Origin of the sequence: Nostoc sp. GT001 (assembly GCF_030382115.1) — a bacterium.
Taxonomy (GTDB): Bacteria; Cyanobacteriota; Cyanobacteriia; order Cyanobacteriales; family Nostocaceae; genus Nostoc.
Map to the genome: position 1 here is coordinate 5,340,431 of NZ_JAUDRJ010000003.1, position 24,171 is coordinate 5,364,601.

A 24,171-nucleotide genomic window follows, 5' to 3' on the forward strand; every position below is an offset into this window, starting at 1 on the left:
CCTAAACATGTCCACCCAACCCATAATTCAAAGCATATACACCGATGGTGCTTGCACCGACAATCCTAGCCCTGGCGGTTGGGGTGTTGTCGTTTACTTCAGCGACGGCTCAATCCACGAAATGGGCGATGCATCCCCTCATACCACTAATAATAAAATGGAGATGCAAGCTGCGATCGCCGCCCTTCAATTTCTGCAAACATCTCAACAAGCCCAACCCATCACCCTTCATACCGATAGCGAATACCTGATTAACTGTGTTACCAAGTGGGTGAAAGGCTGGAAAAATAAAGGCTGGAAAAAGTCAGATGGTAAACCCGTCCAAAACCAAGACCTTTTAGAAATCTTAGATGAACTCAATACCCAACAAGTAAAATGGCAATACGTTCGGGGACATTCTGGTAACATAGGTAACGAACGTTGTGATGCGATCGCTCGCACTTATGCAAGTGGCAAAACCCCTTCCCTACAAAAATTATCTTCCACAGATTTTTATAAATCTTTACCTTCCAAAAATGAACTAAATGTAGCAAAAGTAGCTGATTATGAAAAAAACTCTAGAATAACTAACCAAAGTCCGCAAGAAATCAGTACTTCTGCACCAGAAATAACCGTTATGGAACCATCAACCGGGCCAACTGCGGCCGTAACCGATGAAAAACCTCCAGAAATGAGGGTTTCACAACTCCGCAGCTTGGTCGAAACTCTGCGTATAGCTGACGAAATTTCTGAAAAAGGCTACTTAATCACCAGTTCTGAGTTAGCAGACTTGATGGATGTCCACGCCAGCGCTGTCACCAGTCGTGGAGATCAATGGCGCTGGCGAAACTGGATAGTGTCACGGGTACGCCGTGAAGGAAATCAAATTCTTTGGGAATTGGAACGCGGGGATAAAGTAGGAGGGGAAGAGGAGTAGGGAGTAGGGACAAGGGGGACAAGGGGGAATTATTGAACAAGTATGTCCCAAGTCTTCCCCCTCTTCCTTGTCTACCTTGTCTCTTCTCGATGCCCTGTTTGGCCAATGCCCAATGCCCCACTAAATATACTTGCGTCCTCGCCACTCGCGTGGGGTGCGGAATGCAGATAAAAAGATTCGCAGTACAGCTAAGGGATCGGCCAAAGGGGAAACCCAAAATAACCAGCCTGCTTTAGCGTTTGTGCGATCATAGGAAGGTGCGATCGCTATTAGCATCGCAAAGCGAATCACCAACAGGAATAAATTCAGTCCCAGCAGCAGAAGTGGGGGAGTGGGCGAATATGAGAGTGGGGGAGAAATCAACAAAAAAGTCAGGACAATTAAAAGGGGTAGACCTTGAACAGATGTGAGTAGCCATAAATCTCCCCACAACTGAGAGCGAGAAGTTGCATCTTTGAGGTCGAGACTCCGCCCCCATTCTTTCCACGTCTCCATCGCCCCTTCATACATTCGTACCTTCAACACTTTTGCGCCATCTAAAAAGCCCACCTTATAACCTTGGATAGCAATGTTGCGTGCCAACGTGACATCATCACAAAAAGAACTTCTGGCACTGCTATAACCACCTACAGCAGCTAAAACGGAGCGACGACACAAAAAACACTGCCCATTTGCCATTACTCGTTCTGGTTGCTCTGTATTGATCCCCGCTGGGTCAAATCGGTAAAGCAAAGTCATTAACAAAGCCGATTGTAGCCAACACTCCCCAGGATATTTGAGGATGAATTGGGGTGAAAGAGAAACCAAATCATAGCCTTGTGCTTCGGCCGTTTTCACCAAACCAGCAACTAAACCAGGATGCGGTTGGATATCAGCATCCAGCCCCAAGAACCACTGACTAGCCTCTGAGCTATATAGAAAACCGTTATGCAACGCCCAAGGACGCCCCACCCAACCAGAGGGTAAGGGATCATCTGTTATCACGCGAAAGCGCGGATCTTTCTGCTGTGAGGCTTTGACTAAATCGGGCGTTCCATCACTCGATTTACTGTCTACAACCATAATTTCTCGAACTTCATAGCTTTGCTGACTTAAACCAGCCAACAGAGGGCTAATGCGAAGCGCTTCGTTCAGTGTGGGAACAACGATGCTAACCTTACCCAAAAGCTCCGGTGTCGGCTGTTGTGGTTCTATTGGAGGATGGCGTCTTGGCCCCTTCAACAAGCGCGAAAACAGAATCGCCGTTGCTGGTACTTGGATAAGTAGCAATAAAAGAGAAATGGCGCTTTCTACTATCAAAGCGTTGTCTAATGTTGTCAAAATACTTAACAATTAAAATTGCGACTATACAAAATAAATGGGCATAGGGCATTGGATATGGAGAAGAGACAAGGGAGAGACTTGTTCAATAAATTCCCCCTTGTTTCCTTGTCTCCTCTGCTCCCAAATAGACTTATTTCAAGGCAACTTCAACCTTTGCTACTGATACTTCTTTGGTTACTGGTTCAACAGTAACTTGAGCCAGTGTGGTTGAACTCCTTGACCACAGCACCACAGCCGGAATCACACCTAGCAATAAGCCAAGTAACACAGGGATAGAAAATCCAGCTGCCAAGCTTAGTCCGGCGGCGAATGCAAAGTTAGTTAAATAAACGACTAATGGCAGATTGAGTTGCGATCGCTCTAGTTTAATCGAGGTATTTCTCCACAATAATCCTGCCACACTCATAAACAGAGCGCTAGTACCAAACCAACCTACATAGTTCTGGTAAGGTGTTCCAAAGAAAGCTCCTGGTTGTTCCCAATACCAGAAGGGCAGAGAAGTTTGACTCATAGCTGGTTCAAGGGCAAAGTCCCAGCAAGTGAAGAGCAAAGCACCAACGGCTATCGCAGCAATATGGCGACCCCAACTGGGTTTTTGAGCCACTTTCAAACCAGTTCTCGCAATTAAGTAAGACGACAGCCCAACATAAAACCAAGATAAAGGAATTGTGAAAGGAACTAGCCCTCCAATCTTATAACCCAAGCCACTCAAGTAGCTATAATCACCAAATGGAAACCCTGTACTAGTTCCCAGTAGTTCACTTCCCAAAGAGATAAACATAGCTTGTAGCATAAATGCTAGCCAAGTTCCTAATCCCAACGTCCGGTAGGCATAAATAGAGACAGCTACTGTCCCTAAGATGATATCAACTACACCGCCGCCAGCCATACTTAACTGTACGGCAGTTTCTCCTACCTGCGATAAGTTGAAAATTATTTCGGCATTAGGTACTACCAGTAGCATCCCTACCAGTCCAAAGGCTTTTGACGCGATATGACCAATGAGGCATACGCGTTCAGCAATAATAAGTTGTCTCATGATAATTCCTTAACAAGATGTGACACGCGGCTACTCGGCTGCTAACAGTTTACAAATCTTTTAACTACTTTGTACCGCAATTTTCGACAAACTTGTTTAGCTTTCTTGGGAACAGCATAAAAGTCTATTGATTGAAGCTATAAAAATATGATGCTAAACTTACTAGTCTAAGCCATATATTCAAAATCTACATAATTTTATCTGTAAGAACTTCTGCTTTCTTGTCTCACTTCCTTCCATATTTTAAAAAACTCCTTTGATACTGGGATATCGTGAAGGGAGAAGACCATCATAACTGAGCAAGTCCTCAAGCAAAATAAAGTCTTGAGTTACTACACTTATTTATGTGATAAAACCTTAATCTTGTACTAGAAATATAAACCCATGTCAATTTTGAAAAGAGTTCCTTGGGTGTCCCTGGCACTAGTACTGCTAAGTTACAGTACTTTGGGCTGGGTAATATCAGAAACACGTGCTCCTATATTTGTGTGGGTGGCAACTGTAATTGCTATCTTGCTTTTAATCATAACGTTGACCGCTCCTTGGACGAAGATGACATATTACTACAGTCTTTTTCTGCAATCAAATACCAGGTCTTTTGGCGTTGCCGTCTTAGCAGCTTTCTTATTCTTTATTATGATTGCCTGGTTTCGGGTATTTCTTGATACTTTACTTATCATTTCAGCGACTATATTAGTCAGGATAGACTTTCAAAGAGCAGGTCTTAGGGAAGGGTTAGCTTTTTCCACTACCTCTATCTTTTCATTGGGAGGTTTAGCTTTGGGTGCGCTAATCTACAAGTTCATATACTCCCAAATGCCGTTAATGTGATGAAGTATACCAGAAAAAGCAAGCGATGCCTGGGTTGGGTTACGCCAATCCTTTAGAAGTAGTATTATTTACCTACAATTTCCTTTATAGCTCAAATTCCCAACTTTTTAAAAAGTCGGGAATTTTGTTTTGTTCAATACTTACTTGGGTTCAAAATGCAGGGTGTTCAAACAGCATTAGAGATAGGAAAAAATCCATAATAAAAATTGATACCCAACTAGTAACAACTGCTTTTGTTGCCGATTCTCCTACTTCCTTTGCTCCCCCTCTCGTAGTTAAACCCCAACTACAGCCAATGACAGCAACCAGCACTCCAAAAATAAACCCTTTTAGCAAAATAATAAACAAATCTGACGGTTCTAAAAAATTTCTGACTGATTCTAAAAATGTTTCGGGAATAATTTGGTAGAACTTTGATGCGGCAAAAACTCCGCCAATGATGCCTGTAACTAAAGCCAAAATCGTCATCAAAGGCACCATCAAACAACAAGCAATTACTCTAGGAAGTACTAGATAATCAATTGGATCGGTTTTGAGCATATAAAGTGCATCAATTTGCTCGGTAACTCTCATTGCACCTATTTCTGCTGCAAAAGCAGAACCTACTTGTCCCGCCATAATACTAGCGGTCAAAATTGGAGCTAATTCTCTACAAAAAGCTAAGGCAAAAGCACCTCCCACTGCATCAACAGCGCCAAATCTTACTAATTCCCTCGCCGTTTGAATAGTAAAAATCATTCCTGCAAAACCGCTGACAAGGAGAACTGGAGAGATAGAACCTGGTCCAGCGGTAACAAGATGTTGCAAAATCTTGCGATAGTAGGTTTTCCCTTGGAGTAAATGTAGCCACACTTGACCAAAGAGCAGTATTGCTGCGAAACAGCGTGTAATCCCAGATTGCTCAAATTTTGTTTTTGGTTGCAATTTTATCGTCCTTACGACTGACTTTTTTTGCACATTTGTTGTTATATCAATTTTCTAAAATCAGACTACAGATACAAATGGTAGGAACCCAGCCAGATGTAATCTGACTTTCTCAATTAATATAAATAAACGCACTAAGTGCGGCTTCCCGCAGGATATTACGAATTGGTATTAGGGTATGGTACATGAACAGACGCACTACTACTGCAAGGCGGAATTCAAAATTTAAAATTCAAAATTCAAAATGAATCCAGTATAACTGTTTCATTTATTTGGAATATATGGTTTATGTAAGCCGTGTTGTACTAGATTTTGACCCTCAAAGTAAAGAAGGCGTTTGCATATGGTTCAATTGAGCTTAGTAAACTTTAGCGGAAAATAGTACATAAAACATTGTGAGCTTTTTTGCTGCTGCTCTCATGCATTGTGTGCTATGGAGTTGCAATCTCTGGTCTGTCAAACTAGGAAAAGTAATTGAATCAACTCAAAGGGTTGAAAAATCTAATAATATTTCCAAATAATGTTAAACAATTTTTTATGAGCAGGATTAAATACATAATGTTTCTGTTGCTATTAATACTACCTTTCTCCGTGGTACATCCGGCTTTTGCGTCTGTATGCCGCAATTACGCTGTCTACGACGGTCTCCGCCACCAAATTTGCATTCTCAGTATCAGCCGAAGTGCCAAAAATTATTGGGAATACAAGGCAATTGTTAGCGTAGATGGCATAAAAAGACCTACAGAGGTTTACAATTGTCGCGAACGAGTCAAGGTTCAACAAGCTGGGACTGTTTTGCCCTTTGAGCAAAAAGGCCCTGGTGAGATGATATGCAGCTTTTTTAATTCTTCTCGGCGGTAAACACGCGCCAGATAATGAAGACGGTAAAACCTAGATAGGTGAATACTGTTAGCCATTCTTGCCAGCTACCAAATGCATTGTTCATCAGCAAAAGCCGGAAAATTAATATTTATCAATCCTACACGCTGATGTTACCAGTAGGTTGCTGTATTTTAGGAGATCAAAGAAGACTAGTCAAAAATTCTTAGCTAATTTTCCGGAATGGGTAACAATGGCGTGGTAGTAAATATCAGANGCATCGATATTATACTGAACCTCTATAACTAACCTTCGGGGAATATATCCCCATTGTTTTCCCTCAAGAACCGGTCTTCATGACCGGGTTTTTGGTGTTTATAAAAAGTTACAGTCGAGAAAGCCAGGGAGAGAGTGATACCTACGCCAACGCAGCACTTATTTAAACTGTCTAGGTATCAAATAAAACTATTATCCAGAAACTTTTAAGAGATTTTATTGGTCTGGTTCTCCAAATTCTGCAAAAATCAACCAATGTCATCTTCTGCTCAAGGTATTCCCGGATTACCCGATTTGACGCATCCAGTTGAGCTTGTTCAATTTGGAACCCAGGCGCTCAAAGCTTCACTGTTATTAGTATTTTTGATTGTAGCTTTAGGAGTTGCGATCGCACTCATCAGTTTTTCTCTGCGTCGTAGCCAGCCGGAACAATTCATATTTATTGGCGAATGGGCTGTTCGTTATTCCCAACTGTTGCGGGGATTACAGCATTTAACTCTAGTATTAGTTCTGTTAGTACCGGGATTTTTTCTCTGTTCAACTTTAAGCAATCGCTATCACCACTGGGAACAAGCAAAGGTGGCTCAAGTGGCTGAAAGTGTTGCAGGTGAAAAGCTTGAACAATTTGCGCCTCAAGTCCGCTACTCGATTCGAGAGCCATACTCCTATAACACCCAAGTCAATGGCAAAATAGTCAAGGTAAATGAAACACGAGAGATCACCCGCTTCATGACGTTGGCTGGTTCGCAAATTCAAGTCAAGCTTGACCAAAGCGTAGATGTTCCAGGTCGTAGCTCAATTTATCGGGCAAATTATACTGCCGATTATAAAGTAGTTAACCAACTTAAGGATATTAATAATTTTTTCTTTGAAGCACCGCCACCCAACGGCTCCATACTGCTTAAGAGCTACAAAATCGAGCGTGACGGGACTAGGTTACAACAAACCAATCCAGGAGACTATGGTTTTCCCTTCCGGCTGCAACCAGCGGAAGAAACCACCTTTCGAGTTACCTATGAGGCTAGAGGCGGACCTCGCTGGGTTTATAGTTCAGCGGGACAGTTGCTTTCTAACTTCCGCCTCATAGCAATTGCTAACTTTGCTCCGGCTAATTTTGCCAGTGGTATTGAACCTGATGAGATTAAATCTGACGGACGCAGTACGCAATTTACTTGGCAATTTGACGATAATGTTTCAGTTAAAAATCCATTTGGAGTTTTTACCAACACCGAACCTATTCGTCATACGGGGGTTATTCCGCGTCTTTTATTACTCGCACCAGCAATATTTTTGTGGTGGATATTGTTGTTATATTTATCACTGCCAATGAGTTTTAGAAATATTGCGATCGCTGGTAGTATTTTCTTTGCTTGTCTATTAACTTTGACCTATCTAGCCCGCGTTATCAATCCTCAGTTGGCTTGGACTTTAATTTCCATCATTTTACTAATTTTAACATGGGGATTGGGAGCTAGCCACAGAGCTTCTCTAGCTGCGATCGTTGCTACTATTGCTGGAGCAGTGCTACCTATTTTTGGATTATTAATACCGTTTAGCGGACTAACTCTTAGTTTAGCAGGTTTGCTTTCAGCGGTTTGGCTAGCAGTTCGTCACTGGTATAGCAATACTTTTTGGTTAAAGGGGAAAGGGGAAAGGGAAAGGGTTTGAATTTACCTTTACCCCTTCCCCTTTAACCTTTTCCCCAAACCAAAAGAGAGATTGTTGGGTTTATCCGAAAAGTATTCACTGGTATGGCTGGTACAGTTTGCACCCAGAAGCTCAAAGATTGCAGACTCAGAAAAATGCTCAAGATTAGATAATTCCGTTATGATTAGCGAAGTTTTAGCGTGGGGCATTTATGGATAACGATTTACTTGCTTTCTTTGCGGCTGCTGGGTTACTCATTCTCTATCTTATCTTCTCAGCTTTAACTGAAATGGGTACTAAATTGCCTTGGAAGAAATAAGCTGATGGGGTAAAAAGTTTACACTTCTAAACCCCATTGAGTTTGGAAAAAAAGTAAACATCTTTTAGGCTTAGTTAATATACTTATTGTTTAAGAGAGTGCCAAATGCGCGATCCACAAAAGAACCACATTAAAGTTGAGCTAAGCAACCCTTGTTTTGATCGTTTCTCTCCTAATACTCTTGCCTCTGCTATTTGTGGGTTTTTTCTCACAGTGAACATTAGATAGTTTAAAAATATTTATAGCAATTCTTCAATAGATTGGGTTAAAACTGATGAAACTCAAAATGTGCAATTTGATATTTACTAGTAGCAAAAAAAATGCCAGAAGAAAGTCAGATAGTTAACCTCAACAAGCAGGATAGTGAGAAAGACTCAACAAATATATTCCCACGACCTTTATCACAAAAACAGAAGGAATCCATTGAGGAATGCGAACGCCTGATCCAGCATTTTAAAAAGGAAGCTCTTGAACAAAAACGTTGGTTTCAGGGACTCAAATATTCAAGTATTTTTCTTGCTGCAACTGTAACTATTCTTTCTGCGATCGCTGCAAGTAAAAAGATTGAGCAATTAAATTGGGCTGTTCCGATTATTAGTGGGCTTGCTACTCTCTCTACCACATTGTTAACTCAAACAGCCTCTCAGAAAGTTTGGGTACATTCACGAGGGGTAGAACAAAAGCTACAAGTAGAAAAGTTTTTATATTTACAAGCTGCTGGTGTTTATTCACAAATAACAAATGAAGAGGAAAAAATTTGTCAATTTTCCAATCGAATAATGGAGATATGGTCACAAGGTCATGAGACTTGGGAGAACAATGTAGCTGATGGAATAAATAGAAAAAGTAATTAACAGCAAATACAACTGTAGCGTATCAGCTTTTCTTCAATTCTCAAACAATGCTATAGCGCGATCGCCTTTTGTATCAGGTGCGTTAAGCTACTGTTAACGCACCAAATTCCATCAAAACTACTTAGGTAAAACCTGCCGTAGTGCTGCTAAGAGTTGGTCAACGCTTTCCTTTCGACTATTAAAGCCCATCAATCCGACGCGCCAAACTTTACCAGCCAGTTCGCCAAGACCACCGCCAATTTCAATATTATGTTCATTGAGTAATTGCCGAGCGATCGCTTTACCATCTACCCCTTCTGGAATGCGTACAGTGGTGAGCGTTGGCAATCTATACTCTTGCTCAACGTGCATACTTAGTCCTAAATTCTCTAAACCTTCCCAGAGATATTCTACGTTCTTTTGATGCCGCTGCCAGGAATTTGCTAATCCTTCTTCTGCAAGCAAACGCAGTGCTTCCCGCAATGCATAGTATAAATTAATGGGTGCTGTGTGGTGATAGGTGCGTTCAGCGCCCCAATACTTGCCCAGCAACAACATATCTAAATACCAGTTTGCAACTTTCGTTTGCCGCTGTTGCAATTTCTCAAAAGCACGCGAACTCATTGTAAAAGGAGAAGCACCAGGCGAGCAACCTAACCCTTTTTGGCTACAACTATAGGCTAAGTCAACTCCCCAAGCATCCAAAAACAAAGGGACACCGCCCAAACTTGTCACCGTATCCACTAATAACAAAGTGCCAAATTCACGACACAAATCAGCGACCCCTTCCAACGGTTGACGTGCGCCAGTGGAAGTTTCGGCATGAACTAGAGCTAAGATAGCAGGACGATGAATTTTTAAGGCAGTTTGGAGTTCATCCAAGTTAAAAACTTGTCCCCAAGGTTTGGTAATGGTTCGCACATCAGCGCCATAACGTCCAGCCATATCCACGAGGCGATTACCAAAGTAACCAGCTACACCAATTAAAACTACATCACCAGGTTCTACAGCATTGGCGATGGTTGCTTCCATTGCAGCTGTTCCCGTACCGCTGACTGCAATGGTAAGTGAGTTTTCTGTTTGCCATACGTACCGTAGCAACGACTGAATTTCATCCATGAGTGCGAGAAAAGTTGGGTCAAGATGCCCAACGGGTGAAGTATTCATCGCTTGGAGAACTGTGGGGTGGGCATTAGATGGCCCTAGCCCCAACAGCAGACGAGATGGGATTTCTAGCGGCGTGAGTTGCAAGCGCCCAGAGTCGTTAATTGAAATTGTTTGCGTCATAAATCTCTCTTCATTTAGACGATACTTACCGGATCATATAGGAATCCGATTTGATTCCTGAACTTACTTGTGTAGGGAGGGAACAGGAAATCTGGAAATAGGGCATTGCAGCGCACAGTGGTATGAATTGAGGCAAGCAGGAGAAACTGGGGAAAATTTTGGACGTTGCTAAATCATCCCGCAAATATGCAATGCCGGGATTATAGATGTGTACTGAGTTTTTTATCAAAAGTTTCAGCTATTTTCTATGCCCAAAATTTCTAAATCTTCATTAATTAAACTGGTGGATTTACCGAGGGAAAGGATTTATTTTATTCCTACATTGAAAGTGAAAGCAACTACAAGAAACATCAGCAAAAAGTTTCATTTTTGCTGAATATCAGGGATTTACTCTTGGACAATTATGATAAAGCATAGTAGCAATAAAAACTTTACTATACACAAAATATCTAACAGCATTAATATTAAACCAACTTTAGACTTGTATCCTACTCGTCTAGTTTTTATTGACCCACAAGTTGATGACTACCAAAGTCTGGTGATGGGTGTATTACCAGATACCTCAGTTGTAGTCTTAGATGCCAATCAAGATGGCATTGAGCAAATTAGTCAAGTGCTGGAGTCTTATCAGGGAGTCAATAGTCTGCACATTGTTTCCCACGGCGCACCTGGGTGCATCTATTTGGGCAAAAGTCAACTCAACAACGAAACGCTCAATCGTTACGCAGCCCAACTTATGGGTTGGGCAAATGCTTTGAGTGAAGATGCACAACTACTGCTGTATGGTTGCAAAGTCGCTCGAAACGAGGCAGGTGTATTATTTATACGCTGTCTGAGCGAATTGACAGGTGCAGTAGTAGCGGCCTCTGATGACTTGACAGGGAGTGCTGCATTAGGTGGTGATTGGGAACTGGAGGTTTCTACAGCGCCTATTGTTCCTCGTTTAGCGTTTGGGCAAGAAGTAATAACAGCCTACGCTTCAATTCTACCTGTAGTTCTTGATGACAGCTTTGATAGTGATGGCAAAATCACTACTGATATTGGTACTAATACCACTGACATGGCCTACAGCATTGCCCTGCAAGACGATGGCAAGATTCTGGTAGCGGGAGTGAGTAATAATAACTTTGCTGTGGTACGTTACAACAGCAATGGTAGTCTCGACACCAGCTTTGGTACTGCTGGCAAGGTCACTACTAACTTGGGCAGTACTGACATAGCCTACAGCATTGCCCTACAAGACGATGGCAAGATTCTGGTAGCCGGAGTGAGTAGTAGTAACTTTGCTGTTTTACGTTACAACAGCGATGGTACTCTCGACACCAGCTTTGGTACTGCTGGCAAGGTTATTAATAACTTGGGCAGTAGTGACATCGCCTACAGCGTTGCCCTGCAAGACGATGGCAAGATTCTGTTAGCGGGAGTGAGTAATAGTAACTTTGCTGTTTTACGTTACAACAGCAATGGTACTCTCGACACCGGCTTTGGTACTGCTGGCAAAGTCATTACTAACTTGGGCAGTACTGACATTGCTAGAAGCATTACCCTGCAAGACGATGGCAAAATTCTAGTGGTGGGAGTGAGTAATAGTAACTTTGCTGTGGTACGTTACGACAGCAATGGTAGTCTCGACACCAGCTTTGGTACTACTGGCAAGGTCATTACTGATATTGGTACTAATACCACGGACACCGCCTACAGCGTTAGCGTACAAGCTGACAGCAAGATTCTGCTGGCGGGAGTGAGTAGCAGTAACTTTGCTGTGGTACGTTACAACAGCAATGGTAGTCTCGACACCAGCTTTGGTACTGCTGGTAAGGTGGTTACTAACTTGGGCGGTACTGACATAGCCTACAGCGTTAGCGTGCAAGCTAATGGCAAAATTATTGTGGGGGGTTCGAGTAGCAATAACTTTGCTTTAGTACGTTACAACAGCAATGGTACTCTTGACACTAATTTCAATACTACTGGCATTATCACTACTGATATCGGCACAAATACTACTGATAATGCCTATGCTCTTATCCAACACGATGGTACGGTAATAGTCGCGGGAGTAAGCGCCAATAACTTTGCGGTGGCACGCTACAGGGTTAACCAAAATCCAGTGCTAGTGAACGAAATCGCAGATAAGGAGACTCCAGAAGACATAAACTTCAACTTCACAATCTCAGATAGCTTCCAAGATCAAGATCCTGAAGACATTCTCACCTACATTGCCACTCTCGAAAACGGTGACTCTCTACCCAGTTGGTTAAGCTTTAATGCTGCTACTCAAACATTCAGTGGTACTCCCTTAAATGAGAATGTGGGTAGCTTGAACATTAAAGTTACTGCTACGGATACTTATCTTGCTCAAATCAGTGATATATTTACACTCACTGTTAATAACACCAATGATGCGCCACAAGTAGCTTCGCCCATCACTCCTCAACAAGCAACAGAAGACGCATTTTTCAATTTCACAATCCCCGCAAACACCTTCATTGATGTCGATGCTGGAGACATTCTCACTTACACTGCCACTCTTGAAAACGACAGCCCTCTGCCGAGTTGGTTAAGTTTCAATGCTACTAACAAAACCTTCAGTGGTACTCCTTTAAATGAAAACGTCGGTAGCCTGAATATCAAAGTTACCGCCACGGATATTGCTCAAGCTCAAGCGAGTAATGTATTCACACTGACAATTGCGAACACCAATGATGCGCCACAAGTAGCTTCGCCCATCGCTGCTCAACAAGCAACAGAAGACACAGTTTTCAATTTCACAATCCCCGCAAACACCTTCATTGATGTCGATGCTGGAGACATTCTCACTTACACTGCCACTCTTGAAAACGACAGCCCTCTGCCGAGTTGGTTAAGTTTCAATGCTACTAACAAAACCTTCAGTGGTACTCCTTTAAATGAAAACGTTGGTAGCCTGAATATCAAAGTTACCGCCACGGATATTGCTCAAGCTCAAGCGAGTAATATATTTACACTCACTGTTAATAACACCAATGATGCGCCACAAGTAGCTTCGCCCATCACTCCTCAACAAGCAACAGAAGACGCATTTTTCAATTTCACAATCCCCGCAAACACCTTCATTGATGTCGATGCTGGAGACATTCTCACCTACACTGCCACTCTTGAAAACGACAACCCTCTGCCGAGTTGGTTAAGTTTCAATGCTACTAACAAAACCTTCAGTGGTACTCCCTTAAATGAAAACGTCGGTAGCTTGAATATCAAAGTTACCGCCACGGATATTGCTCAAGCTCAAGCGAGTAATGTATTCACACTGACAGTTGCGAACACCAATGATGCGCCACAAGTAGCTTCGCCCATCGCTAACCAACAAGCAACAGAAGACACAGTTTTCAATTTCACAATCCCCGCAAACACCTTCATTGATGTCGATGCTGGAGACATTCTCACCTACACTGCCACTCTTGAAAACGGCAACCCTCTGCCGAGTTGGTTAAGTTTCAATGCTACTAACAAAACCTTCAGTGGTACTCCCTTAAATGAAAACGTCAGTGCAAACGTCGGTAGTCTGAACATCAAAGTTATCGCTACGGATATTGCTCAAGCTCAAGCAAGTAATGTCTTTACACTCACTGTTGATAACACCAATGATGCGCCACAGGTGGCAAATGCGATCGCTAATCAACAAGCAACAGAAGACACGGTTTTCAACTACACTATCCCAGACAACACATTTAAGGATGTCGATGCTGGCGACACTCTCACCTACACTGCTACTCTCGAAAACGGTGACTCTCTACCGAGTTGGTTAAGCTTCAATGTTGCAACCAAAACCTTCAGTGGCACTCCTTTAAATGCAAACGTGGGTAGCCTCAACATTAAAGTTATCGCCACAGATACTGCTCTTGCTCAAGCGAATGATGTTTTTGTACTCACTGTTAACAACACCAACGATCCGCCAGAGGTATTTCAGGCGATCGCAGATAAACAAGCAACAGAAGACACAGTTTTCAACTTCACTATCCCTGACAACACATTCATTGATATCGATGGCGATAGTCTCACCTACACTGCTACTCTCGAAAACGGTGACTCTCTACCCAGTTGGTTAAGCTTCAATGCTGCGACCAAAACCTTTAATGGTACTCCTTTAAATGCAAACGTGGGTAGCCTGAACATTAAAGTTACTGCTACAGATCCAGCTCTTGCTCAAGTCAGTGATGTTTTTGTACTTACCGTTAACAACACCAACGATGCGCCAGAGGTGGGGAATGAAATTGCAGATCCAGAAACAACAGAAGACACGGTTTTCAATTTCACTTTCTCAGAAGACGCCTTCATTGATATCGATGCTGGCGATCATCTCACCTACACTGCAACCTTGGAAAACGGCAACGCTCTACCGAGTTGGTTGAGCTTTAATGCTAATACTAAAACCTTCAGTGGCACTCCCTTAAATGCAGATGTGGGTAGTCTGAATATTAAAGTTACTGCCACAGATACTTCTCTTGCTGAAGTCAGTGATGTGTTTGTACTCACTGTTAAAAACGCCAATGATGCACCAGAGGTGATGAATGAAATTGCAAACCAAGAAGCAACAGAAGACACGGTTTTCAATTTCACTTTCTCAGAAGACACTTTTATTGATGTCGATGCTGGCGATAGCCTCACTTACACTGCCACTCTCGAAAACGGGGATTTTCTACCCAGTTGGTTAAGCTTCAATGCTGCTACCAAAACCTTTAATGGCACTCCCTTAAATGCTGATGTGAGTAACTTCAACATTAAAGTTACTGCTAGGGATATTTTTGGGGTTGAAGTCAGCGATGATTTTGCACTCACTGTTAAGAACGTTAACGATGCACCAGAGTTAGTTGAAGCGATCGCTAATCGAAAGGTAGTCATAAATACGCAGTTTAATTTCACTATCCCAGAAAATTCTTTCATTGATATCGATGCTGGCGATAGCCTCACCTACACTGCTACTCTCGAAAACGGCGATCCACTGCCCAGTTGGCTAACTTTTAATTCTGCTACCCGGAATTTTAGTGGTACTCCGACGATGGAGAATTTGGGTAATCAGAATATCAAAGTCACAGTCAAGGATCTTTCTGGGGATGAAGTCAGTGATGTGTTTGTATTGACAGTTGCTAAGTTCAATAGCACACCAATTGTAGATCGGGCGATCGCTGACCAAAAAGCCACAGCAAAAACTACCTTCAACTTCACCATTCCTGAAAACACTTTTAGCGATGTAGATATTGAAGATACCCTAACTTACACTGCTACCTTAGACAATGGCGATCCATTACCTAGTTGGTTAAGCTTCAATGCTAATAAGCTTACCTTTAGCGGCACTCCTACGAATGATCATGTGGGTAGCTTGAACATTAAAGTCACTGCCACAGATCCGGCTCTTGCTGAAATTAGTGATGTATTTGCACTCACAATTGCAAAAGCCAACAATCCACCAATTGTAGATCGAGCGATCGCTGACCAAAAAGTTACGGCAGAAACTACCTTTAACTTCACCATCCCTGAAAACACCTTTAGCGATGTAGATATTGAAGATACCCTAACTTACACTGCTACCTTAGACAACGGCGACCCACTACCCAGTTGGTTAACCTTCAATCCTAATAAGCGTGCTTTCAGCGGCGTTCCGACGAATAATAACTTGGGTAGCTTGAACATCAAAGTTATCGTCAAAGATTCGGTTGGGGCTGAAGTCAGTGATGTATTTGCACTCACCGTTGCTCAAGGGATTACTGCTGAGACTGAATCAATCAGCCTACTCACAAGAATTACAGGTGATATCTTTACGATCAAAAATCAAGTTAACGGTGAAAAAGCCAAACTCTCGGTCAAGATTAAAAGCAACACCTCTGAAGAAGTCAATGAACTGGGTGTATTTGTCGTTGACGATGCAGAAGGTAGGATTAACGGTGTAGCCCCTGGTGCTGCAAATTACACCGAACTAGCTCTCCAACGGGCAACAGTGCTTCTTTCATCTCTTGTCAAACTACCCAATGGTTTTAATCCCACTGACCTCAGCAGCCTACTGGAATTCAACTCTGAGAGCAATCTAAGATTTTATTTAATCCGTAGCAGCACCACTCAGGCGGTGCTATCTGGACAAACCCCATTTTCTCAGGTGCTTTTTTCCTCGGATACGAATGTGGACGATACAGGATTTTCTCTCAACTTCCAGAATTTGGTTGTCAAGATTGCAGCAACAGAGCAAGATCCACCTCTAGGTACTGGTCTTCAAGGAAAATATGAACCCGAACTAATTGATTTACGGGATGTGAAACAATTGGTAAAAGCCGAATTTGTGGTTCATAGAGAAGCAGCTTTTAACAACTTTGTCGGCTTTTATCAGATAACTGATGAGAATGGTGGCATCGATACCAATGGCGATGGTACAGCAGATGTGCTGGTTGGACAGGCGGGTTATACTCAAGCTGCGATTAGTAACCGTGTCGCTGGTATTGATTTGAGTGTGGCTAACGAAGGTACAGCAAGTTTTACAGGTAATTTCCAACCTGGTGCTATTTTCGTCCCATTTATCATTGTTAATGCCGGGGCTGATGCAATTCTTGATAGCAATCCCAATAACGATCCGGCAGTTTACTTTTCCTTCTTGGGCGCTAACACTGACAAAGCAGATCATATTCGCCTGTTAGGGAATAACGCTTTTGGCTTTGAGGATTTGGCAAATGGCGGCGATCGAGATTACAACGATTTGATTGTCCGGGTTAATTTGAGTATCGCCTAGTCTGAAGTAACTCGGTATAGCCCTCTTCTGTCACTTTCCGGAATAAGCAAGTAGTAAATAAGTTAAATTATCCAGAACCATAACCAGGTTTAAATTGATTCATTGCAGCAATTAAATGATTGAATCCTAGCAATAAGTGTGAATTAGGGAAAATGCTTAACCAGGGATAAATCAACCAAAATAGTAAGAGTGGTTGGATAATTAGACGCAGATTATTTAAAGTATTTTTCCATCCGTATTCGCGGTTCCATTGCGGATGATTAGAAAAATCAACATCACTATTTTCTTCTGCCTCAGTCTCAATTTGACGAGATTGATTTAAGCCTAAGAAGGCGGGAGAATTTAAACTAATCATCGTGTAAACACAAAAAATAATCTCCCACCACCTCTCAATATGTTGGAAATTGGTGAAACGGTAATCTGTCCAGCCTAGTTCCTGTTTACACTGCCGAAAACCATATTCTACCCAGGTTCTTAATCCATATAAGTCGCCTAAAGTTTTCTTGAGATTACCTTGAAGATTTGTCATCACAAAAGAAGTAGAATTTTCTGGCATGGTTTCTGGATCAGTAGTTATTTCCCAGTAAGTTATGGCTCTTTTTTTACCATAAATTATTTCCCTAATGTATCTAACTTCTGATTTTTGATTGCTAAATGTTCTCTCAAATTTACACCATTTATTCGCCCTAACCCTTTCTCCTGCTGGCAACCAAACTCCATGATTACTTCTAATTGATACAACATAAGCTAAATTATATTCAGCTATTTTTCTAATAAATTGACTACTTTCACCATATAAGCTATCAGCCAGTACTAATTCAATATTAAACCCTGATTCAATTAGCTCTGTAATAATTTCTGATGCTAACTCTATTTTCGTTTTGTATTTATCTGACTCCTTTAGTGTTCCTTTTGGTTTAAATACTTTTACAATTAATGGAAAAGTTATATTAGAGTAAACTCCATAAGCATTAACTGAAACTATCCCATTATCTATCTTCCCCACGCTTCCCAAATATTGTCTAGCCACATAATCAGTCTTTTTACCTTTTTTTCTATCTCCGGTTTCATCTATGACTACTGTAATTGCTTGACCATCTAATTCTTTCTTCAATCTATTTAATCTTCGTTGTTTTAACTTATTTACTGACCAATCTGAATTGGCTAGAAAATGATGTAATGACTGAGCTGAGTTAATACTTACAACTTTCGCTATCTCTGGTAATGATTTTCTTTGAATTTGGGACATTATTCCCAGATGTAAATATTTGAAGCACTCATAATTTCTTACTTCTCTAAACAGGTCTTTATACTCTGCACAATATTCATCTATGGTGGCAACTGTTGGGTGAGCATCTCTTGCCAAATGTTTCAAGATTTGTAATTCTACATCCATTGACCTACTTACCTTTCAGGGTTTTATTTTTTTATTCTTTTATTCAGAATACCCGGAAAGTGACAGAAGAGGGATAGGTGTAATATAGCCTGTAAGCTTTAGTGAGCAGTTAGTACAGGCTTTTTTATGAAAAAGTCAAATATGAGTCATAAAGCAATACGCTTGGGTGAAGCAAAGCGCAACCCAACAAAGCTATGGAAATGTTGGGTTTCGTTCCTCAACCCAACCTACACAACTACTACACAACTTAAGGTTTTTGAGCGATCGCATCACCGATGTTTTAGTGACAAAAGATGCGATTACAGCAAAGTATTACAGTGATTCAAACAAATATGTGAGAGTATATTTATTCACTTACCCGGAGACATAATTATGGTTTTTGCTGGCAAACGACCAAATAATTTAGGGATTAACAACGGTAAATTAGCACCCTGCCCTAATTCCCCCAATTGCGTTTCTAGTCAGAGTACAGATGCATCTCACCAAATTGCACCACTGACTTTTACATCTACTCCAGAAGAAGCGATTACTAATCTTAAACAGATTATTGAGTCTTTACCAAGAACCAAAATCATTACCGAAAGTAAAGATTATTTATATGCAGAATTTAAAAGTGCTTTACTGGGATTTGTGGATGATGTAGAATTCTATCTAGACCGGAATGCCAATGTTATCCATGTGCGTTCAGCTTCACGTTTAGGTCAAAGCGATTTAGGTGTTAATCGTAAACGAATAGAGACGATTAGAGCCAATTTCAAGTAATTTGTAATTGAACTAAGGATTGGAGATTAAAGACTGGGATAAGTAAGTAGTTGGACAAAATTAATTACACAATGTGGCGTTGCTGAATTAAGGGATGATTCTTGTAAGGTGGGCATCCTGCCCGCCCGGAAATACAAGGGACGCTCATGTTGCCCATCCCACAAAAATAGTAAAATTATCCCGCAAATATGCAACCCCCACAATGTTATTACGAGTGAGACATTCGCAGAGTATTGGATTGCTTCACTTGGTTTGCAATGGTTGTAAATATTTTTGTCCATCTACTTATGTGGATTCAGACCACAGTAAAATCTGGAATGACAATTGTGAAATGTGGTGTGGTATTTCACCGAAAATTATGAATTACCAATTAGTTAAACTCTGCGATCGCAATATTTGTGAAACTTAATTTATTTAAAAACTTTGACTCTCGACCCCGATTAATCATTGCTATCGGACTCGCTGTATTAGTTTTAGTAATCCTGCCGCATTCTCTACACTTACCTACTCGCATTCTCTGCGCTTGGAACTTCGGTATTGACTTTTTCTTAGCGATAACTTGGTGGAAAATGACCAAGGCTAACCCACAAAAAATTCGCCGTTATGCTGAGAGTGAATATGAAGGACATTTAGCTATATTTATGCTGGTGATTGCTGCGGCTTGTGCCAGTGTTTTAGCTATTGGGTTTTTACTAACTGATAAAAAAGGGTTGTCAACAATTCTGCTTACCCTACATGTCATACTTTCAATCATGACCATTGTCGGTTCCTGGTTACTAGTGCATACGATGTTTGCAGTGCAATATGCACACAGCTATTACAAACATATTAATCGTAATCATAGTGAAGAAATCATCGGAGGTTTAGATTTTCCTCATAATGACTATCCAGACTACTGGGAATTTTTATATTATTCATTTGTAGTCGGCATGACTAGTCAAGTTTCAGATGTGCAGACAACATCACCCGATATGAGACGCTTGACTCTGTTACATGGCATCTTATCTTTCTTTTTCAATACTACCATTTTAGCTATGAGTATTAATATCATTGCATCGCTGATTTAAAAATTGTTTGACTCAGCCAAAAGTATGATTATTTAGTTCTCTACTTAGAGAATGAGGTGAAAAAACCAAACTATGTAAAGATAAGTAAATACGTATAATGCGTCTTTGTGAGAAATGCGGGTTCAGAGCGATCGCTCTGAACCCGCATTTCTCAGAATCTCTGCGTTCGCTAATCTGTTAATTCTTGTGCAGAATAAGTTTCGGGCATTTGATTTTTGTTTAAGTGCCAGTATTGGCTGTTCCAGGACGGTAGATGTTGGGTTGAGGTTCACCATCAACGATCAAGTGACCTACTAAACCTTTTTCCAGACGAGAGAGTGCGTGGTCAACCAGCATGAAGCGTCCAGGTACTTCTACTTTGAATTCCACCATTGTTGCGCCACCCGGAGGTACACTCGTCGTTTGCAAATTCGTCAGTGGGGTAGAGGTGAGGGATGCTTCGGGATACACGCGATCGAAGACTTCACCAATCACATGGAATGCTGAGGTGTAGTTCGGGCCTCCAACTCCAAAGAAGATACGAACCTTTTCACCGACTTTGGCATGAAGAGAAGATTTCTCTACTAGTGCTTTCGATGCACCGTTGAACACAAAGTATTCAGGTTGTTCTTTGAGAAGTTTATCAACACTAAATTCTTGGTTTCCATGATAACCAGTAGGTTGTACGGTGTAGAGTTCGCCTTGCATGACATAGAACTCGCGATCGACCTTCGATAATCCACCTTCAGGTTCTACCAAAATCAAACCATACATCCCATGAGAGATGTGCTGTGCCACTATCGGCGTTGCACAGTGGTAAACAAATAGACCTGGATTTAGGGGTTTAAAGGTAAAGACCTTTTCATCGCCCGGTGAAGTTTGTGTGAGTGCAGCACCACCACCTTGACCTGTGACCGCATGGAGGTCAATTGAGTGAAGATTGCGGCTTTTAGGATTGTTCTTCATTCGCAGTTCTACAGTATCGCCTATTCGGACTCGTACAAAGGGTCCAGGAACTTTACCGTTATATGTCCAGTAGCTATAGGTTGTACCATCTGCAAGTTGACCCTCTACTTCGGTAGTTTCTAGGCTGACACGCACCAATTGCGGATTGCGTTTGCCAATGGGTTGAGGAATAGCAGTGGGTGACTGAATAATATTGGCGGCTTTCGTTTCTGTAAAGACTTGAGCCGCATTCTGATTCTTCACAATAAGCTGACCGATCATGCCCGCTTCTTTGTGACCAGGAATTGAACACAAGTAGGTAAACGTCCCTTCTTTGTCCGCTTGGAATGTAACAATCGAAGCCGCTCCCTGACGCTTAACTCTACCCGACTGAACCTTAAAGTCTGGGATAATGATGTCGTGTTCGGCACCATCACCATCACCATCAATCAACGTAATCTGCACCACATCCCCAACACTTACCGTTAGATTGGGATTAACTTGACCATCAATCTTACTACCCTGTCCAGTAAAGATAAGCTTGCCTTCACCAATAGCGGTGCGAAGAGTGAAGGCAACATCAGGATGATTGTAAGAGTCGTTTTTAGTTTGTTGTTGTGGGTTCTGTGCTAATGAACTCACGGGGTTTGACGCTACTGGAACTGTGGCAGGCAGTTTCAGGAAAGGAAATAGACTGAAGCAGAATCCTAACAACATTAGAAATAAGACGGCGATCGCAGTGATTAGCCATCGCCGTTGTCTTAAGAAGTTCATACAAGAGATACCTTACATACTAAACTCAGCGGATTTTCATCAGAAGTCCAGTTTTTCACCAACGTTGTCCTAAGTATCGAAGTTTTCAGCTATATTGAACTTCACAGAAAGTGAAATATATATTTGACAAAATCACTGAATTATTACTCACTTATTAAGTCCGTCAATATGGCGAAAACTATTAAAAATAAAGCTTTAAGGCTCTCTTAGCACCCCTGAATGACTGGAGTTAATGATTAACTAGCGATTTGGTCAACTTTCTTCCAGGTACTTGATCGGTGACAAGTCTTGACATCTGAGTATAAGTTCCAGAGAAAATATCACAGACAGAAAGAATAAGATGATTAAGTAAAACTCGTGCATAACTTACCACTTAACTTGTTTATGAATCAATGCCAGATAAATCATTTAATAGGATTATTTGGACATCATTTAAATCAATTAGTCTTAAATTATGCTTGGTTCTTAACAAGTTAGATTTAGTAAGAAATTATTTAAAGACAGTAATACATAGTTGTAAAAATTTCCCACTACCTACTTAGACAAGATATGCTGATTCAAAAAGGCGAAATATCGATTCGTCTCATGCAAGATGAAATGTATGATTATGAGTTGATGGCAAAATGGTTAACTAATGCAAAAGTTTTAGAATTTTATGAGGGAAGAGATAATCCTTTTCCCTTAGAAAGAATTATAGAAACATACAAACCGATGGTTAGAGGAGATGAGCCAGTTATTCCGTGCCTCCTCTACTATCAAAATATTCCCATTGGTTATTTGCAGTATTGTACGCTCAATGACTTATCGGAAACTGATAGACAATTGTATCATCTCGACCAAACTGAGCGTGTTTATGCGATTGACTTGTTCATTGGCGAAACCGACTATTGGAACAAGGGAATTGGTACAAAAATTCTGTCAGTAGTTATCGACTATCTTTTTGAACAGTGTCAAGCTCATAAAATTGTCATAGATCCGCAGGTTGATAATTATCGTGCTATTCGCTGCTATGAAAAATGTGGTTTTGTGAAAGTAAAACTATTGCCAGCAAATGAACTGCATGAAGGAGAATATGGAGATTGTTGGCTCATGGCAATAGAGCCAAAGAAATGATGAGGAAATGCATTCTACCTATTATGCCTTCTTACCTGCTACTGGTTCGGCTATATTTTCCATATCGACCAGATTCCACTTTAAACCCTTGCTCCTATATATGCGCTTCTGCAAATTTGGATAATCACCAATATCATGGTCTAGCCTTTGACCAACTACTATACATTTGAATATAGAATTGCCTGTGTTTTTCAGGTTGTGCGGCTTACCACCAGCGCGATATCCAATAAAATCTCCTGCTTTAACTGGATAAACGCTTTCTCCAATTGTTGCCTCAGCTTCTCCCTCAATAACGTATACGCACTCTTCTTCGTGATAGTGCATATGAAGCTCCGTTGATTCACGTCCAGGCTCTACTTCAATGATGTGGAAACCGATATTTTTTAACCCTGTCAAATCCCCTAAAGACTTATTCAGTCTGCGAGCATTGGAGTTAAGAAAATGTGTTTTTTCTAGTCCTTCATAAGACTCAATCTCTTCTTTGGTGACTAAATACTTTTCCATTTCTTGATACCAAGGTGCTAAGAAAATTTGATGGTGAATAAAGGAGGGGACTAAAGATGAATTAAGACGGAAGTTAAAACAGGTTCAAGGGTTCCATCTCAGTACAAGCGATGCCTACGGCGGTAAACTACGCTTCTATTTGTGGATGGGATTATATCATCATCTCGTTATTAAGTGCAACTTCATAGAGAATTGGTATTAGTTAATGTCTGACTGGATACCGAGATGTAGCTAGCTATAGTACGTTCCTAACTTAACTCGCGTGTTCCCAGTCACTAAGTAATTCATGTTGTTGTACTATTTTATGGTATTTATGAAATGGTACTTTAGGAGTACCAATACTCCTACCAGGAAAAGACTGTTTTTTGGTCTTGGTAGGTCTATTTTCTAGGGTGGTTGAACTGAACTGTTGGGTTTTCATTGTTAAATAAATCTCTGATTCAAATCTGAGCACCAATTTATAACATCAAGTTGCAAATGGCAAATTTCTGAAGAAAAAGAAAAAATACATATTAAATTTCTAAAGGAAAGAAGAAAAATTTAAGAGTTGATTTACTAAGAAGGGGAAAAGGGGGAAAGGACAGGAATAAAGAACTTTTCCTCACAAGTTACAAAGCCCCTGTTTTTAAATAGGTCGAACAAAAAAAGAAGATTTTGGAGACACGT

The 24,171-nt window shown here is 41.1% G+C and carries 18 protein-coding genes; 10 read left to right on the forward strand and 8 right to left on the reverse strand.

The genetic code is table 11. From position 1 onward, the window contains the following. Nucleotides 1-7 precede the first annotated feature (7 nt). The gene (rnhA, locus tag QUD05_RS25530; protein WP_289798529.1) at nt 8-916 is read left to right on the forward strand and encodes a ribonuclease HI; all 909 of its coding nucleotides are present in this window, start codon (nt 8-10) and stop codon (nt 914-916) included. A 120-nt stretch (nt 917-1,036) separates the two neighbouring features. Here the strand turns inward: rnhA and cruG are convergent, their stop codons facing one another. Beyond that, the gene (cruG, locus tag QUD05_RS25535) at nt 1,037-2,215 is read right to left on the reverse strand and encodes a 2'-O-glycosyltransferase CruG (RefSeq protein WP_289800079.1); all 1,179 of its coding nucleotides are present in this window, start codon (nt 2,213-2,215) and stop codon (nt 1,037-1,039) included. Nucleotides 2,216-2,369: 154 nt separating this feature from the next. Continuing rightward, nucleotides 2,370-3,278 carry a gamma-carotene 1'-hydroxylase CruF gene (gene cruF / locus QUD05_RS25540; RefSeq protein WP_289798530.1) on the reverse strand — a complete coding sequence of 303 codons (909 nt, stop codon included), beginning with the start codon at nt 3,276-3,278 and terminating at the stop codon, nt 2,370-2,372. Nucleotides 3,279-3,662: 384 nt separating this feature from the next. Between cruF and QUD05_RS25545 the strand changes: the two genes are divergently transcribed. Further along, nucleotides 3,663-4,109, forward strand: coding sequence for a hypothetical protein (locus tag QUD05_RS25545; RefSeq protein WP_289798531.1), 447 nt, complete (start codon nt 3,663-3,665; stop codon nt 4,107-4,109). A gap of 150 nt (nt 4,110-4,259) precedes the next feature. Here the strand turns inward: QUD05_RS25545 and QUD05_RS25550 are convergent, their stop codons facing one another. Further along, complete coding sequence (locus tag QUD05_RS25550) at nt 4,260-5,033, reverse strand: MlaE family ABC transporter permease (RefSeq protein WP_289798532.1); 774 nt, start codon at nt 5,031-5,033, stop codon at nt 4,260-4,262. A 537-nt stretch (nt 5,034-5,570) separates the two neighbouring features. Here QUD05_RS25550 and QUD05_RS25555 point away from each other — a divergent pair. The 3 genes from QUD05_RS25555 (at nt 5,571) to QUD05_RS25565 (ending at nt 8,948) form a co-directional block, all read left to right on the forward strand. Beyond that, on the forward strand, nt 5,571-5,894 hold the full coding sequence (locus tag QUD05_RS25555) for a hypothetical protein (RefSeq protein ID WP_289798533.1): 324 nt from the start codon (nt 5,571-5,573) through the stop codon (nt 5,892-5,894). Between the two features lie 489 nt (nt 5,895-6,383). After that, nucleotides 6,384-7,796 (forward strand): hypothetical protein, encoded by a 1,413-nt coding sequence (locus tag QUD05_RS25560; protein WP_289798534.1) that lies wholly within the window; start codon nt 6,384-6,386, stop codon nt 7,794-7,796. A gap of 618 nt (nt 7,797-8,414) precedes the next feature. Then, nucleotides 8,415-8,948, forward strand: coding sequence for a DUF4231 domain-containing protein (locus QUD05_RS25565; protein ID WP_289798535.1), 534 nt, complete (start codon nt 8,415-8,417; stop codon nt 8,946-8,948). A 117-nt stretch (nt 8,949-9,065) separates the two neighbouring features. Here the strand turns inward: QUD05_RS25565 and QUD05_RS25570 are convergent, their stop codons facing one another. Beyond that, nucleotides 9,066-10,214, reverse strand: a complete 1,149-nt coding sequence (locus QUD05_RS25570) for an alanine--glyoxylate aminotransferase family protein (RefSeq protein ID WP_289798536.1) — start codon at nt 10,212-10,214, stop codon at nt 9,066-9,068. Between the two features lie 403 nt (nt 10,215-10,617). On the opposite strand from QUD05_RS25570, the gene QUD05_RS25575 reads away from it, so the two are divergent. Continuing rightward, entirely contained in the window at nt 10,618-16,965 is a 6,348-nt protein-coding gene (locus tag QUD05_RS25575) for a putative Ig domain-containing protein (RefSeq protein WP_289798537.1), read from the forward strand. Nucleotides 16,966-17,032: 67 nt separating this feature from the next. Here QUD05_RS25575 and QUD05_RS25580 read toward each other — a convergent pair whose 3' ends face one another. Then, nucleotides 17,033-18,361: an IS701 family transposase gene (locus QUD05_RS25580; RefSeq protein ID WP_289796639.1), complete on the reverse strand. Its 1,329-nt coding sequence runs from the start codon at nt 18,359-18,361 to the stop codon at nt 17,033-17,035. Between the two features lie 141 nt (nt 18,362-18,502). On the opposite strand from QUD05_RS25580, the gene QUD05_RS25585 reads away from it, so the two are divergent. The 3 genes from QUD05_RS25585 (at nt 18,503) to QUD05_RS25595 (ending at nt 20,190) form a co-directional block, all read left to right on the forward strand. Beyond that, nucleotides 18,503-18,682 carry a hypothetical protein gene (locus QUD05_RS25585; protein WP_289798538.1) on the forward strand — a complete coding sequence of 60 codons (180 nt, stop codon included), beginning with the start codon at nt 18,503-18,505 and terminating at the stop codon, nt 18,680-18,682. Between the two features lie 51 nt (nt 18,683-18,733). Further along, complete coding sequence (locus tag QUD05_RS25590) at nt 18,734-19,123, forward strand: DUF1499 domain-containing protein (protein WP_289798539.1); 390 nt, start codon at nt 18,734-18,736, stop codon at nt 19,121-19,123. Between the two features lie 398 nt (nt 19,124-19,521). Then, complete coding sequence (locus tag QUD05_RS25595) at nt 19,522-20,190, forward strand: DUF1345 domain-containing protein (protein ID WP_289798540.1); 669 nt, start codon at nt 19,522-19,524, stop codon at nt 20,188-20,190. Nucleotides 20,191-20,409: 219 nt separating this feature from the next. Here QUD05_RS25595 and nirK read toward each other — a convergent pair whose 3' ends face one another. Then, the gene (gene nirK, locus QUD05_RS25600; protein WP_289798541.1) at nt 20,410-21,888 is read right to left on the reverse strand and encodes a copper-containing nitrite reductase; all 1,479 of its coding nucleotides are present in this window, start codon (nt 21,886-21,888) and stop codon (nt 20,410-20,412) included. A 549-nt stretch (nt 21,889-22,437) separates the two neighbouring features. On the opposite strand from nirK, the gene QUD05_RS25605 reads away from it, so the two are divergent. Further along, entirely contained in the window at nt 22,438-23,001 is a 564-nt protein-coding gene (locus QUD05_RS25605) for a GNAT family N-acetyltransferase (protein ID WP_289798542.1), read from the forward strand. Between the two features lie 21 nt (nt 23,002-23,022). Here the strand turns inward: QUD05_RS25605 and QUD05_RS25610 are convergent, their stop codons facing one another. Beyond that, a complete protein-coding gene (locus tag QUD05_RS25610; RefSeq protein WP_289798543.1) occupies nt 23,023-23,505 on the reverse strand; it encodes a cupin domain-containing protein in 483 nt (160 codons plus the stop codon). Nucleotides 23,506-23,758: 253 nt separating this feature from the next. Continuing rightward, complete coding sequence (locus QUD05_RS25615) at nt 23,759-23,926, reverse strand: hypothetical protein (RefSeq protein ID WP_289798544.1); 168 nt, start codon at nt 23,924-23,926, stop codon at nt 23,759-23,761. Nucleotides 23,927-24,171: the final 245 nt, after the last annotated feature.